General features: G+C 71.8%; 13 protein-coding genes. 5 read left to right on the top strand and 8 right to left on the bottom strand.

Annotation, left to right across the window (positions count from 1 at the left end; translation table 11 throughout):
* Window positions 1-66: 66 nt before the first annotated feature.
* Both EJG53_RS30130 and EJG53_RS30125 read left to right on the top strand, forming a co-directional pair.
* Window positions 67-288, top strand: a complete 222-nt coding sequence (locus tag EJG53_RS30130; protein ID WP_125047519.1) for a hypothetical protein — start codon at window positions 67-69, stop codon at window positions 286-288.
* Between the two features lie 122 nt (window positions 289-410).
* Complete coding sequence (locus EJG53_RS30125) at window positions 411-1,949, top strand: hypothetical protein (RefSeq protein WP_125047518.1); 1,539 nt, start codon at window positions 411-413, stop codon at window positions 1,947-1,949.
* A gap of 86 nt (window positions 1,950-2,035) precedes the next feature.
* Here EJG53_RS30125 and EJG53_RS30120 read toward each other — a convergent pair whose 3' ends face one another.
* The gene (locus tag EJG53_RS30120) at window positions 2,036-2,389 is read right to left on the bottom strand and encodes a HesB/IscA family protein (protein WP_031004115.1); all 354 of its coding nucleotides are present in this window, start codon (window positions 2,387-2,389) and stop codon (window positions 2,036-2,038) included.
* A 291-nt stretch (window positions 2,390-2,680) separates the two neighbouring features.
* Between EJG53_RS30120 and nadA the strand changes: the two genes are divergently transcribed.
* Window positions 2,681-3,868 carry a quinolinate synthase NadA gene (gene nadA, locus EJG53_RS30115; RefSeq protein WP_125047517.1) on the top strand — a complete coding sequence of 396 codons (1,188 nt, stop codon included), beginning with the start codon at window positions 2,681-2,683 and terminating at the stop codon, window positions 3,866-3,868.
* Between the two features lie 90 nt (window positions 3,869-3,958).
* Here nadA and EJG53_RS30110 read toward each other — a convergent pair whose 3' ends face one another.
* From EJG53_RS30110 to EJG53_RS30085, 6 genes are all read right to left on the bottom strand, one after another.
* Window positions 3,959-4,507 (bottom strand): Uma2 family endonuclease, encoded by a 549-nt coding sequence (locus EJG53_RS30110; RefSeq protein ID WP_371858817.1) that lies wholly within the window; start codon window positions 4,505-4,507, stop codon window positions 3,959-3,961.
* Between the two features lie 279 nt (window positions 4,508-4,786).
* A complete protein-coding gene (locus tag EJG53_RS30105; protein ID WP_125047515.1) occupies window positions 4,787-7,960 on the bottom strand; it encodes an efflux RND transporter permease subunit in 3,174 nt (1,057 codons plus the stop codon).
* Window positions 7,961-8,214: 254 nt separating this feature from the next.
* The gene (locus tag EJG53_RS30100) at window positions 8,215-8,901 is read right to left on the bottom strand and encodes a response regulator (protein WP_125047514.1); all 687 of its coding nucleotides are present in this window, start codon (window positions 8,899-8,901) and stop codon (window positions 8,215-8,217) included.
* Entirely contained in the window at window positions 8,898-10,202 is a 1,305-nt protein-coding gene (locus tag EJG53_RS30095) for a sensor histidine kinase (protein ID WP_125047513.1), read from the bottom strand. Before EJG53_RS30095 ends, EJG53_RS30100 begins: the two co-directional genes overlap by 4 nt.
* 91 nt (window positions 10,203-10,293) lie before the next feature.
* Window positions 10,294-10,572 carry a PspA-associated protein PspAA gene (gene pspAA, locus EJG53_RS30090; protein WP_125047512.1) on the bottom strand — a complete coding sequence of 93 codons (279 nt, stop codon included), beginning with the start codon at window positions 10,570-10,572 and terminating at the stop codon, window positions 10,294-10,296.
* A 93-nt stretch (window positions 10,573-10,665) separates the two neighbouring features.
* A complete protein-coding gene (locus tag EJG53_RS30085) occupies window positions 10,666-11,466 on the bottom strand; it encodes a PspA/IM30 family protein (protein WP_078624462.1) in 801 nt (266 codons plus the stop codon).
* A 305-nt stretch (window positions 11,467-11,771) separates the two neighbouring features.
* Here EJG53_RS30085 and EJG53_RS30080 point away from each other — a divergent pair, with 305 nt between their 5' ends.
* The gene (locus tag EJG53_RS30080) at window positions 11,772-12,368 is read left to right on the top strand and encodes a DUF3043 domain-containing protein (protein ID WP_031004128.1); all 597 of its coding nucleotides are present in this window, start codon (window positions 11,772-11,774) and stop codon (window positions 12,366-12,368) included.
* Between the two features lie 41 nt (window positions 12,369-12,409).
* A complete protein-coding gene (locus EJG53_RS30075; protein ID WP_244955691.1) occupies window positions 12,410-13,192 on the top strand; it encodes a class I SAM-dependent methyltransferase in 783 nt (260 codons plus the stop codon).
* Between the two features lie 169 nt (window positions 13,193-13,361).
* Here the strand turns inward: EJG53_RS30075 and EJG53_RS30070 are convergent, their stop codons facing one another.
* On the bottom strand, window positions 13,362-13,577 hold the full coding sequence (locus tag EJG53_RS30070) for a hypothetical protein (RefSeq protein ID WP_125047511.1): 216 nt from the start codon (window positions 13,575-13,577) through the stop codon (window positions 13,362-13,364).
* Between the last annotated feature and the right edge of the window lie 158 nt (window positions 13,578-13,735).

The raw sequence follows: 13,735 nt of genomic DNA, 5'->3' as shown, positions 1-13,735 counted from the left end.
CCACCAGCAGAAACTACCCAATAGTAGGGCTTTCTTCGCGCAGCGCAGGATGCCTACGGTGCGTGTATGACCAAGTATGTGAAGGGCGTCACACCCCATTCGTCCGCAGTTCGTCCCGCGCTCGAACCGGAGTCCATGGCTCAGTTGCTGGGCGACTGCGCGCGGATGGCACCGCACTGGCACAGCGGCCGCCAGGAACCGGCGCCGCCCGCCCGCGAACTGCACGGCATCAGCGTTCCCGCCTCCTCCGCGGCCCTGGTCAAGGGCATGTCCGAGTACGGGGACTGAGCGCCCTCCCGGGCCCGGCCGCCGGGCCCGGGGAACCGCGGACGCCCCGGCACCGTCCAACCCGCGTCCTCCCCACGGAGGAGGACACGTCAGTTGTTCAGCGGAGCCGAAGGAGCGATGCGGTGAGCACCGAGGACACTCCCCCCGCGGCCGGCGGGGAGAATTCCAGCGACGACACCCCGGAGACGACCGCCCGGCGCCGGCGCAGCCCGCTGATCGCGGCCTCGGTGGCCGCGGCCGTGCTGCTGGCCGGCGGCGGCGCGGCCTACTGGGCCTCCACCGCTTCCGGCGGCGGGGAGAGCGGCGCCGGCGCGCGCCCGGAAGGCGGCCCGCCGCCGCTCGCCCTGGACGGCCACGCGCAGGAAACGGGCTCGCACAACGGGATCGCGCCCGGCGAGCCCGACCCACGGGGCGCGGGCTACCGGGCGGCGGCCGAGCTGCCCGAAGGCCCCTCCTCCGCCCCGGTCTACCAGCCGCGCGGCGAGGTCTCGCAGGAGGCCGTGGCCCGGCTGGCGAAGGCCCTGGACCTGCCCGGCAAGGTGCGTTCGGACGGCGACTCCTGGAAGGTCGGCGGCCTGACGCGGGACGCGCGCAGCCCCGTCCTGGAGGTGGCCAAGGGCGGTTCGGGCGCGTGGACGTACTCGCAGTACGGCACACCCGGCGGCACCGGCTGCGCGGAGACCGCGCCGAAGGGCGGCGGCAACGGCTCGCAGGCGAGCGGGCCCGGCTGCCCCGGAGGCGGCGACACCTCCGCCCAGAACGACAGCGGCACCAAGGACGCCGTCTCCCCGGAGAAGGCGAAGCAGGCGGCGCGGCCGGTGCTGGAGGCGCTCGGCCAGAAGGACGCCCGACTGGACGCGAGCGGCCTGTCCGGCGCGGTACGGACCGTCAGCGCCAATCCGGTGATCGGCGGGCTGCCCACGTACGGCTGGCAGAGCGACATCCGGATCGGCTCGGACGGCCAGGTCGTCGGCGGCAGCGGGCAGTTGGCCCGGCCGGTCAAGGGCGACACGTACCCGGTGCAGAGCGCCGAGAAGACGCTGGAGCGGCTCAACGCCGCGCACCGCGGCGCGAACTCCGGCACCGGCGGGTGCGCGACGGCCGAGCCGCAGAAGAAGCAGGGCACCGACGCCACGAGCGTCGAGCCGTGCGCGGACAACGCCGCCGCACGCAAGCCCGCCGACGTGACCGGCGCGGTCTTCGGGCTCTCGGCCCAATACGTCAACGGCCGCCAGGCGCTGGTGCCCTCGTGGCTCTACAAGGTCCAGCGCGCCGGCGGCGGCACGGTCACGCACCCCGCCGTCGACCCGAAGTACGTCAAGAACGGCGACGGCGGCACCCCGTCCAGTCCCGCCCAGCCGCCCAACAGCGGGAAGCCCTCGGGCAAGGCCGGGGCGATGGGCCTGGAGTCGTACGAGGTCAGCGCGGACGGCAAGTCGCTCAAGCTGCACTTCTGGGGCGGCGTGTGCAGCACGTACTCGGCGACCGCCGAGCAGACCGGCAAGAGCGTCAAGGCCGAGGTCATCGGCAAGGACAAGAAGCCGAACCAGATCTGCGTGAAGATGGCGAAGCAGTTCACGCAGACGGTGCCGCTGGAGAAGCCGCTGGCCGGGCGGGACGTGATCGACGCGTCGACGGGCAAGGAGGTCCCGGCGAAGTAGCCGTACGTACGCCGGGCACGGACACGACAACGGCGGCGCCCCCCGCGAAGGGGGCGCCGCCGTCGTACGTCCGGCCGACCGCCTGGTCAGCTAAAGGAGTCGCCGCAGGCGCAGGAGCCCGTGGCGTTCGGGTTGTCGATCGTGAAGCCCTGCTTCTCGATGGTGTCGACGAAGTCGATGGAGGCGCCGCCCAGGTACGGGGCGCTCATCCGGTCGGTGACGACCTTGACGCCGTCGAAGTCCTTGACGACATCGCCGTCCAGCGACCGCTCGTCGAAGAAGAGCTGGTAGCGCAGTCCGGAGCAGCCGCCGGGCTGGACGGCCACCCGCAGCGCGAGGTCGTCGCGGCCTTCCTGTTCCAGCAGGGCCTTCACCTTCGACGCGGCCGCGTCGGACAGGATGATGCCGTCGCTGACGGTGGTCTCGTCCTGAACGCTCATCTAGATCTCTCCCGGGTTGGTACGGACCGCTTGCCCTCGGCTGCAACCGACGGGGCCCGGAATTCATTCCGGCTGGCGCGACGTGTTCTCTTTCTTTCGTCTTTCATGCTCGCACACTGCGCAACCGTCGCGGGCGGTCCGGGCACGGGGATGCGTCACATCGACGCGATGCCCATCGTCAAAGTGACGTGAAGCGGCTATGATAGATAACGTCAAATAGACGAAAAGGGTTCGGTGCCAGCACCGGCTCCACAGGAGCGGATCCGCCGCGCCCGCATACGAGAAGAGAGGGTGCGTGCCGTGACCACCGCCCAGCCCCTGGACGTCCAGCCGACCCCGCTCGCGCTGCTCCTCCTCGGCCGCGAGGCCGACCCCAAGAGCGAGCGCGGCGTGGACTGCCCCGGCGACCTGCCGGCCCCGTCCGACCCCGGTCTCGTCGAGCGGGCCCGGGCCGCCAAGGCGAAGCTCGGCGACCGGGTCTTCGTCCTCGGGCACCACTACCAGCGCGACGAGGTCATCGAGTTCGCGGACGTGACCGGCGACTCCTTCAAGCTGGCGCGCGACGCGGCGGCCCGGCCGGACGCCGAGTACATCGTCTTCTGCGGTGTGCACTTCATGGCCGAGTCCGCCGACATCCTGACCTCCGACGACCAGCAGGTCGTGCTGCCCGACCTGGCCGCCGGCTGCTCCATGGCCGACATGGCGACGGCCGAGCAGGTCGCGGAGTGCTGGGACGTACTCACCGAGGCCGGCGTGGCCGAGCAGGTCGTGCCCGTCTCGTACATGAACTCCTCCGCCGACATCAAGGCTTTCACCGGCAAGCACGGCGGCACGATCTGCACCTCCTCCAACGCCAAGCGCGCGCTGGACTGGGCCTTCGAACAGGGCGAGAAGGTCCTGTTCCTGCCCGACCAGCACCTGGGCCGCAACACCGCCGTCCGCGACATGGGCATGTCCCTGGACGACTGCGTCGTCTACAACCCCCACAAGCCGAACGGCGGCCTCACCGCCGAGCAGCTCCGCGCGGCGAAGATGATCCTGTGGCGCGGCCACTGCTCCGTCCACGGCCGGTTCTCCCTCGCCTCCGTCGAGGACGTACGGGCCCGGATACCCGGCGTGAACGTCCTGGTCCACCCCGAGTGCAAGCACGAGGTCGTCGCCGCCGCCGACTACGTGGGCTCCACCGAATACATCATCAAGGCCCTGGAGGCCGCCCCGCCCGGCTCCAAGTGGGCCATCGGCACCGAACTCAACCTCGTCCGCCGCCTGGCCAACCGCTTCGCCGCCGAGGACAAGGAGATCGTCTTCCTCGACAAGACGGTCTGCTTCTGCTCCACCATGAACCGCATCGACCTCCCCCACCTGGTCTGGACCCTCGAATCCCTCGCCGAGGGCAAGGTCGTCAACCGCATCCAGGTGGACCGCGAAACGGAAAGCTTCGCGAAGCTGGCGCTGGAGCGGATGCTGGCGCTGCCGTAGCGCGCCTTGGGCGCGCAGGAATGTGGCCCATGGGCCCGCACTGGGCGAGGAGGCCGGTGCGGGCCGCGGCAGTGCAGGAGTTCGCCCAGGTCAGGGCACGAGGCCGTCGAGGTCGATGTCGGCAGGGAACGGGACGGAGACCTTCAGCCGGCCCCGGTGGATGCCGGTGGCCACATAGGCGCCGGTCATGCCGTCGAGCTCGTAGGTGTGCACGGCGGGGACGCCGCCCTCGTCCTCGATACGCCAGAAGTGGGAGATCTTGGCCTGTGCGTACTTGAAGGGCTTCAGGGACCTGTCACGGTCCGCGGATTCCTCCGAGACGACTTCGACGACCAGGGCAACGTCTTCGGGCGCGTACCAGGTCCGGTCGGGATCGTACGTGGCGGTGGCGACCAGGACGTCCGGCTCGGGGCGGCTCTTCTTGTCGAGCCGGACGGTCATCTCCCGCTCGGTCTCGAACCCGGCAGGGGCGAATTGCCGCAGCGCGAAAGTCAGGTTCTCCACGAGCCGAGAGTGCCAGGACCGCTGCGGCGACATCATGAAGATCAGGGCTCCGTCGATGAGTTCGGTGTGCCGCGGTGCCTGGGGAAGGTGGTCGAGGTCGTCGGCTTCCCAGCCACTGGGCCTCGGCGGGATCATCCAGTCGGGGAGTTCGGCGGTCACGGCTTCCTCCAGGCGCCTCGAAAACGGCGGTCAGGGGCCTTGATCCCGGATCGCGGACGCGGTCGGACGGCTGAGGCCAGCTTAGTTGACGCGGCCCGCCCGCATCCCCGCAGAGGGGCGCGAAGAGCACGGTTCAGCACATGAGTGAACCTTCCCGACCACCGCCTGGACCGCCTTCATCGCAACGCTCAAGACGGCCTGACGCGCGTCAGCCCGTCCCGGATTCCTCCTGGGACGGGCTGACGTGCGTGCGGATCAGACTCCCGCCGTCTCCGGCGTGCGGGCTTCGTCGGCTGCTTCGGCCCGGCGAGCCGTCCGCTTCGCGGCCCGCCGTTCCTTCCGCAGCTCGATCATCGCGTACAGCGTCGGTACGAGCAGCAGCGTCAGCAGGGTCGACGTGATCAGGCCGCCGATGACGACGACGGCCAGCGGCTGGGAGATGAAGCCGCCGTCGCCGGTGATGGAGAGGGCCATCGGGAGCAGGGCCATGATCGTGGCGAGGGCCGTCATCAGGATCGGGCGGAGGCGGTGGCGGCCGCCCTCGACGACGGCTTCGACGACGCCGTAGCCCTGGGCGCGGTACTGGTTGATCAGGTCGATCAGCACGATCGCGTTGGTGACGACGATGCCGATGAGCATCAGCATCCCGATCATCGCCGGGACGCCCATCGGGGTGCCGGTGGCGACCAGCAGGCCGATCGCGCCGGTCGCCGCGAAGGGGATCGAGATGAGCAGGATCAGCGGCTGGACCAGGGACCGGAAGGTTCCCACCAGGAGCATGAAGACGATGGCAATGGCGGCGAGCATGGCCAGGCCGAGCGAGGAGAACGCGTCGGACTGGTCGGCGGAGACGCCGCCGATCTCGGCGGTGGCGCCCTCCGGCAGCTTCAGGGCCTTGATCCTGGACTGGAGCTGGGCGGTGACCGCGCCGGTGTTGTCGCCGGTCGGCTTGGCGGTGACGGTGGCGGAGCGGGCGCCGTCGATGCGGGTGCTCTGGACGGGACCCGCGATCGTACGGATCGTGGCGAGGTCACCGAGCTTCGCCGGGCCGGCCGGGGTCGGGACGGGGAGGTCGCGCAGCGCCGCCTCGGAGGTGACCGGGTGGGCGGACTTGACCACCACGTCCCGCTCCGCGTCGCCGATCATCGCCTTGCCGCTGGTGGTACCGCGTACCGCCTGGGCGACGACCTGGCCGAGGGCGGCCTGGCTGTAACCGGCGGCCGCCGCCTTCTCGTTGGCCTGGACGGAGATGCGGGGCACGCTCTGCGCGAGATCGCTCTGCACGTCGGTGACGTGGTCGAGGCCGGCGACGGTGTCCCGTACCTGCTCGGACGCCTTCTTCAGGACGTCCGCGTCGGCGGCCTTGACGACCACGCTCAGGTCCTGGTTGCCGAAGCCGCCGCCTCCGGAGGAGACGGTGGTCTCGCCGATGTCCTCGCCGAGCTTGTCGAGTGCGGTGCGGAGCTTGTCGGTGACCTTCCCGGAGTCCGCCGCGTCCTTCAGCTTCAGTTGGTACGAGGCCTGGTTGGCGCCGCTGCCGCCGCCGAAGGCCGCCATGAAGCCGGAGGAGCCGACGGTGACCTGGTAGTCCGCGATCTCGTCGAGGCCGCCGAGGACCTGCTCCACCTTCTTGGCCTGGGCGTCGGCCGCGGCGAGGCTCGTACCGGGCTTCAGTTCCTGCTTGACGCTGAGGGTGTCCTGGTCGCCCTGGTCGAAGAAGTTGGTCTTGAGGAGGGGTGCCATGCCGAACGTGCCGAGGAGGACGACGACGGCGATGACGAGGCTGGTCACCCGGCGGCGGGTGGCGAAGCGCAGGACGGGCACGTACAGGCGCTGGAGCGGGCTGCCGCTCTCCTTGGCCTCGGCGGCCCGGCGCAGTTCCTCGGGGTCGGTGCCCTCGGGTATCTCCGGGGCGCGCAGGAACCAGTACGAGAGGACCGGGACGACGGTCAGGGAGACGAGGAGGGAGGCCAGGAGGGCGACCGTCACGGTGATGGAGAAGGACCCGAACAGGGCACCGACCATGCCGCCGACCACGCCGATGGGCAGGAAGACCGCCACCGTGGTCAGGGTGGAGGAGGTGATCGCGCCGGAGACCTCGCGGACGGCGCTCAGGATCGCCGCGCGGCGCTCCTCGCCGTAGCCGAGGTGGCGCTTGATGTTCTCCAGGACGACGATCGAGTCGTCCACGACGCGTCCGACGGCGATGGTCAGCGCGCCGAGGGTGAGCATGTTCAGCGACAGGTCGCCGGTCCACAGCACGATCAGCGTGATGACGACGGACAGCGGGATGGAGACCGCGGTGACCAGGGTCGAGCGCAGGCTGAGCAGGAAGACCAGGATCACGATCACGGCCATGGCCAGGCCGAGCAGTCCTTCGGTGGTCAGCGACTCGATGGACTTCGAGACCGCCGGGCCCTGGTCGGAGACGACCGTGACCTCGGTGCCCTTGCCGAGCGCCGTACGGATCTCCGGCAGCTTGTCCCGGACGGCCTCGGAGATGTCGACGGCGCTGCCGTCCTGGCCCATGGTCACCATGACGGCCAGGCTGGGCTTGCCGTTGGTGCGGGTGAGGGAGGTGGGGGTGGACGCCTCTTCCTTGACGGTGGCGACGTCTCCGAGGCGTACCGGCTTGCCCGCCGCGGCCCCGCCGGAGCCGCCCGCGCCACCGGACCCGCCGGGGCCCGCCGCCGGGGTCAGGGGCAGGTCGCGGATCTGCTGTACGGAGGTGAAGCCGGAGCCGACCTGGACGGTGTTGCTGCGGCCCTTCTCGGCGAACGAACCGGCGGGCACGGACGCGCCGCCCGCCTCCAGGGCCTGGCCGAGCGCCGCGGCCGTCGTCCCGGCCTGTGCGAGCTTGGCGTCGTCGGGGGTGACGGCGACCACGCGGTCGCGGACGCCGTCCACGGTGACCTGGCCGACGCCCTCGATGTTCTTCAGGCCGGGCACCACGCTGCGGTCGAGCCGATCGGCCAGCGCCTGGTCGTCCTTGCCGCCGGACACGGCGAGCACGACGGCCGGGATGTCGTCCGTCGAACCGGCCACGACCTGCGGGTCCACGTCCTTCGGCAGCTTGGCGCGGGCCCGGTTGACGGCCTGCTGCACGTCGGCGACCAGCCGCTTGGAGTCGTTGCCGTAGTCGAACCGGGCCATGATGACGGCGGAGCCCTCGCTCGCCGTCGAGGTGACGCCCTTGATGCCGTCGACCGCCTGGATTCCGTCCTCCAGCGGTTCGATCACCTGCTTCTCGACGACGTCGGGCGAGGCGCCCTGGTAGGGCGCCAGCACGGACACCATGGGCAGTTCGATGGTGGGCAGGAGCTGCTGTTTGAGCTGGGGGATCGCGATGGCGCCGAAGGCGATCGCGACGATCGACATCAGCGCTGTCAGGCCCCGTTGTACGAGGCTGAGTCGGGACAGCCAGGACATGGGTGGGGTCTCTCTTCTGTTCTGTACGGCGGGCGGGACGACGACGGTTCGGGACGACTCTGTACGGCGGTGCGTACGGCGTCGTGCACGGCGTTCCTCGGGCGGGCGTCATGAACCCGACTAAACGATCCGCCAAGCCCCACCGGCTTTTCCTCGCTCCCAGGTCGGTTTCCGCCCCACCCGCCGTACAGCGTTCGGAGTACGGCGGTCTCCACCCCCTGCTGCACCCGTGGGCGGACCGGCCCCGCCGTCCCCTACTGCGCCCGCGGGCGCACCAACCCCGACTCGTACGCGATGACCACCAACTGCGCCCGGTCGCGCGCGCCGAGCTTGGCCATGGCCCGGTTGACATGCGTCTTGACGGTCAGCGGGCTGACCGCGAGCTGCTCCGCGATCCCGTCGTTGGACAGCCCGCCCGCGACCAGCGACAGCACCTCGCGCTCCCGCCCGGTCAGCGTGTCCAGCCCGGCGGTCCCGGGCCGCCCGGGACCGCCCTCGGCCGGCCCCTCCCCCTGCGCGAGGAACTTGGCGATCAGCCCTTTCGTGGCGGCCGGCGACAGCAGCGCCTCCCCGGCCGCCGCGATCCGGATGGCGCTGAGCAGTTCGTCCGGCTCGGCCCCCTTCCCGAGGAACCCGCTCGCCCCGGCCCGCAGCGCCTGCACCACGTAGTCGTCGACCTCGAAGGTCGTCAGGATGACCACCCGCACGGCGGTCAGCTCCGGGTCCGCACTGATCATGCGGGTGGCGGCGAGCCCGTCCACGCCCGGCATCCGGATGTCCATCAGCACCACGTCGGCCTGGGTGGCCCGGGTCAGCTCGTACGCCTCGGCCCCGTCGGACGCCTCCCCCACCACCTCCATGTCGGCCTCGGAGTCGACAAGGATGCGGAACGCGCTGCGCAGCAGGGCCTGGTCGTCGGCGAGCAGTACTTTGATGGTCATCCGGTGTCCCTCGTACGGCAGATGCGGGTGGGCGCTTCGGCCCGGGTGGGCTGGGGGGTCTGGAGGGGGAGCCGTACGCGTACCTGGAAGCCGCCGGCCGGGCGGGGGCCGGTCTCGGCGGTGCCGCGGAGGGCGGCCACCCGCTCGCGCATGCCGATCAGGCCGTGGCCGCCGCCGGGTTCCCGGGCGTCGGAGGGCGGGCCGGGGGTGCCGCCGTCGTCGAGGACCGTGACGGTCAGGGTGCCGGCGTCCCGCTCGATGCGGACCGTCGCGCGGGCGCCCGTACCGGCGTGCTTGTGCACGTTGGTCAGCGCTTCCTGGACGATGCGGTACGCGGTGAGGTCGATGGCGGCGGGCAGCGCGTCCGCCGGTTCCGGGACGTCGAGGGTGACGGGCAGGCCGGCGCGGACGAAGCCGTCCACGAGGTGGTCCAGCACGCCGAGGCCCGGCGCGGGTTCGGTGGGCGCCCGCGGGTCGTCGGACTGGCGCAGCAGGCCGACGGTGGCGCGCAGTTCGCCGAGGGCGGAGCGGGACGCCTCGCGTACGTGCGCCAGCGCCTGCTTGGCCTGGTCGGGGCGGCTGTCCATGACGTGCGAGGCGACGCCGGCCTGCACGTTGACCAGGGCGATGTGGTGCGCGACCACGTCGTGCAGTTCGCGGGCGATGCGCATCCGCTCCTCGGCGACGCGGCGCCGGGCCTCCTCCTCGCGGGTACGTTCGGCGCGTTCGGCCCGTTCCTCTATGGCGGTCACGAAGGCGCGCCGGCTGCGGACCGCGTCGCCGGCCGCGGCGGCCATGCCGGTCCACGCGAAGATCGCGAGGTTCTCCTGCGCGTACCAGGGGCGGTCCCCGAAGAGCATCGCGGCGGCGGTCAGGCCGAGGACGGTCAGCGCGCCGACGCGCCAGGTGGTGGAGCGGTCCGTGCGGGCGGCGAGGGTGCACAGCGCGATGACCACGGAGCAGAAGACCGGGGCGCGGGGCACCCCGCTCTCCAGGAGCAGTTCGAGGACGGTGCACAGGCAGGTGGCCGCCAGCACGCTGCGCGGAAAGCGGCGGCGCCACACCAGGGCGCCGCCCGCGACGACGGCGAGCACCACGGTGGTGACGGTCAGGTCGCGGTGGCCGAACCGGGGCCCGAACGGGCCGTGCGGGCCGTGCGGCTCGGCCACCGCGCCGACCAGGATCGCCACCACGACGGCGAGGGCCAGCGCGCCGTCGAACGCGTACGGATGGGCGCGTGTCCAGGCGAGCGGGCCGCCGCCCGGACGCGGGCCGGGCTGCCCGGGAGCGTGGGGAGTCACGGGAAAACGGTAGCGCCCCGGTCCCGTGCGGGATCCGGGGCGCTGCCTGCGCTGGAGGTGGTACGGGCCGCCCGGCGGACCGGGCGGCGGATCAGCCCGGGATCAGGCCGTCGTCGCTGAGCATCTGCCTGACCTCGTCGAGGGTGGCGTCCTCGGCGGGCAGGATCAGCTCGGACGGTTCCAGGGAGTCGTCCGGCAGTGGGGAGCCGAGGCGGCGCACCGCGTCCAGAAGGGCGCTCAGGGTGCGCCGGAAGCCGGGCTCGTCGCCGCTCTCCATCTCGTCGAGCAGCTCGTCGTCCAGCTTGTTCAGCTCGACGAAGTGCGCGTCGTCGAGCTTCACCTGCCCCTCCCCCATGATCCGTACGATCACGACGGTCTCCTTCTGCTCCGGTGCGGCGGCCCGGTCCGGTGCGAGGACCGGGCCGGGTGCGGCGGTCCCGACGAGGCTAGCCGCCGCCGGCCGTCACTGCTTGTCGAAACGCGGCTGACCGGGCTGCGCCTGCGGGGCCTGCTGCCCCTGGCCCGCCTGGCCGCCCTCGATGGCCTGCTTGTCGGCGCCCGGGCCGGCCAGCTCGGCCTTCATCCGCTGGAGCTCCAGCTCGACGTCGCTGCCGCCGGAGAGCCGGTCCAGTTCGGCGGTGATGTCGTCCTTGGCCATGCCGGTCGGGTCGTCGAGCGCGCCGGAGGCCAGCAGCTCGTCGATGGCGCCGGCCCTGGCCTGCATCTGAGCGGTCTTGTCCTCCGCGCGCTCGATGGCCATGCCGACGTCGCCCATCTCCTCGGAGATGCCGGAGAACGCCTCGCCGATCCGGGTCTGGGCCTGGGCGGCGGTGTACGTGGCCTTGATCGTCTCCTTCTTCGTACGGAAGGCGTCGACCTTGGCCTGGAGGCGCTGGGCGGCGAGGGTGAGCTTCTCCTCCTCGCCCTGCAGCGTCTGGTGCTGCGTCTGCAGGTCCGTGACCTGCTGCTGGAGGGCGGCCCGGCGGGACAGCGCCTCGCGGGCGAGGTCCTCGCGGCCGAGCGAGAGGGCCTTGCGGCCCTGGTCCTCCAGCTTCGAGGACTGGTTCTGGAGCTGGTTGAGCTGCAGCTCCAGACGCTTGCGGGAGGTCGCCACGTCGGCGACGCCGCGGCGTACCTTCTGGAGCAGCTCAAGCTGCTTCTGGTACGAGTAGTCAAGGGTCTCGCGCGGATCCTCGGCCCGGTCCAGGGCCTTGTTGGCCTTCGCGCGGAAGATCATCCCCATCCGCTTCATGACACCGCTCATGGGCCTCGCGCGCCCCCTTCTGACCGAGTTACATCGGGCTTCGGCTCCAGCACATCTACAGACCCCACAGTACGGGCCTCGGTTCCATTACCGCACTGTTCGGCCCCGGATGCGCTCCTCCTGCAGGACGATCAGGATGCCGCCGCCATCCGGCGCAAGGAGTAGGGACCGTCCCGGGAACCCACGTCACGTGCCTTTCGCTCCGTAATGTCCCCTGTGCGGCAGCACCCGGAGATCCGCGCCGTTGCCGGATCGTTCCCCATGCCGCTGTGGTCCATGCGCGGCCAACCCGTACTCTTGCGTGTGTGTTCCGAAGCCGTTCGAAGGATGAGCAGGCCGCGACCACCAAGGTGACCGCGTCCGAGCCGAAGCAGCCCCGCGACCCGCAGGCCCCCAAGGGCCGCCCGACGCCGAAGCGGAGCCAGGCGCAGTCGCAGCGCCGTACGCGCGCGCAGACGCCGGCCAACCGCAAGGAGGCGGCGAAGGCGTCGCGTGAGGCGCGCCGCGCCGACATGGCCCGGCAGCGCGAGGCGCTGGCCAACGGTGACGAGCGGTTCCTGCCGATCCGGGACAAGGGCCCGGTGCGGCGGTTCGCCCGCGACTTCGTCGACTCGCGCTGGTGCGTGGCGGAGTTCTTCCTGCCGATGGCCGTGATCATCCTGGTGCTGACGATGCTGCGCCAGCCCGCGATCCAGAACATCGCGCTGCTGCTGTGGCTGTTCATCATCGTGCTGATCGTCGTCGACTCGTTCGTGCTGTGGTTCTCCCTGAACAAGCGCCTCAAGCAGCGCTTCCCGAACGAGAACCACAAGGGCGTCAAGCCCTACGCCCTGATGCGCACCCTCCAGATGCGTCGGCTGCGTCTGCCGAAGCCGCAGGTCAAGCGCGGAGAGCGGCCCTGAACGCAACCCCTCCGGGCTTCTCGCCCGGTGCCGAGCGGTGGCTGGGCGGGCTGGACGGCCTGCGCAACACCGTCCGCCAGGAGCTGGTCGCCCGCCAGTTGGAGGAACAGATCGCGGCCCGCTTCCCGGTGGGGCAGCGGCTGCGGGTGCTCGACGTGGGCGCGGGCCAGGGCACCCAGGCGCTGCGCCTGGCCCGGGGCGGCCACAAGGTCACCGGCCTGGAGTCCGACCCGGCGATGCTGGCGGCGGCCCGTACCGCGCTGGCGGAGGAGCCGGCCGGCATCCAGGAGCGCATGGAGCTGATCGAGGGCGACGGCCGGGACACCGGTGTGCTCTTCACGCCCGGCGCCTTCGACGTGGTGCTCTGCCACGGCGTGCTGATGTACGTGGCGGAGCCGGACCCGATGCTGGCCGGGCTGGCCCGGGTCCTGGCGCCCGGCGGGCTGCTGTCCCTGGTGGTGCGCAACGCGGACGCGCTCGCGATGCGGCCCGGCCTGGCCGGTGACTGGGAGGGCGCCCTGGGCGCCTTCGACACGGCCGAGTACGTCAACCGCATCGGCCTCACGGCGCGCGCCGACCGGCTGGCGGCGCTGACCGCGACGCTCGACGGGATCGGCGCGCCGTTGGAGACCTGGTACGGCGTACGGGTCTTCACCGACCTCGCGGCGGACGACGCGCCGCTGCCCGCCGACGGCGAGCTGGAACGGCTGCTGGCCGCCGAGTCCCGGGCCGGACGCACCGACCCGTACCGGGCGGTGGCGGCCCTGCTGCACCTGTGCGGCGTACGGGGCGGGACGGGCGGCGAGGGGCGCCAGGGCGGCTGAGGGTCTGGTCAGCGCCGGCGGCTGAGCGACTGGCCTCCGTACCCCTGACCGCCGGGCTCGACCGTGACGACGTTCGCGCCGCCGTAGGCCGCGTAGGAGGGGCCCGCGGCCGCGGGGTCCGCGAAACCGCACTTCCCGCATTCGTAGCGGTAGGTTCCGGTTCGCGAACTCAGGCGGCTGCGAGCCGCTGGACGACGGAGGCATTGCCCGCGGCCTGCTGAAGCCGCACGACCTGCGCCGCGGTGAGCGGCCTCGACTCCGCTCTCGGCTCCGGCCTCGGCTCCGCGACGGCCTTCTGGGCAGTCGGCGTGTGAGCCGCGTCCCTCGCCGGCCGTACGGGCCGGCCGGCGGCGCCGCGCTGGTCCCGCTCTCGCTCTGCGTGCATACGTCCACTCCGCCGGGGTCCAAGGGGCGCCTTACGCCGATGTCCTCGGCCTCCTTGTCTACGACAGGCGGGCGCCGCGTGTGAAGAGCCATAGGGGCAGCCCTGCCGCCCTTGCGTGCCAAAGGAGCGGCAGGAAGAGGAGCTGTACGGGGCGCCGG

Origin of the sequence: Streptomyces chrestomyceticus JCM 4735, from assembly GCF_003865135.1 — a bacterium.
Lineage (GTDB): Bacteria > Actinomycetota > Actinomycetes > Streptomycetales > Streptomycetaceae > Streptomyces > Streptomyces chrestomyceticus.
The sequence above is the reverse complement of the archived record's forward strand: the minus strand, read 5'-3'. Positions and strand labels throughout refer to the sequence as shown.

What these genes read in the sequence shown, in the direction of transcription:
- EJG53_RS30105 (WP_125047515.1), bottom strand. Translation starts at nt 7,960, where the DNA reads ATGTCCTGGCTGTCCCGACTCAGCCTCGTACAACGGGGCCTGACAGCG.
- EJG53_RS30120 (WP_031004115.1), bottom strand. Translation starts at nt 2,389, where the DNA reads ATGAGCGTTCAGGACGAGACCACCGTCAGCGACGGCATCATCCTGTCC.
- EJG53_RS30110 (WP_371858817.1), bottom strand. Translation starts at nt 4,507, where the DNA reads ATGATCCCGCCGAGGCCCAGTGGCTGGGAAGCCGACGACCTCGACCAC.
- EJG53_RS30070 (WP_125047511.1), bottom strand. Translation starts at nt 13,577, where the DNA reads ATGCACGCAGAGCGAGAGCGGGACCAGCGCGGCGCCGCCGGCCGGCCC.
- EJG53_RS30100 (WP_125047514.1), bottom strand. Translation starts at nt 8,901, where the DNA reads ATGACCATCAAAGTACTGCTCGCCGACGACCAGGCCCTGCTGCGCAGC.
- EJG53_RS30130 (WP_125047519.1), top strand. Translation starts at nt 67, where the DNA reads ATGACCAAGTATGTGAAGGGCGTCACACCCCATTCGTCCGCAGTTCGT.
- EJG53_RS30085 (WP_078624462.1), bottom strand. Translation starts at nt 11,466, where the DNA reads ATGAGCGGTGTCATGAAGCGGATGGGGATGATCTTCCGCGCGAAGGCC.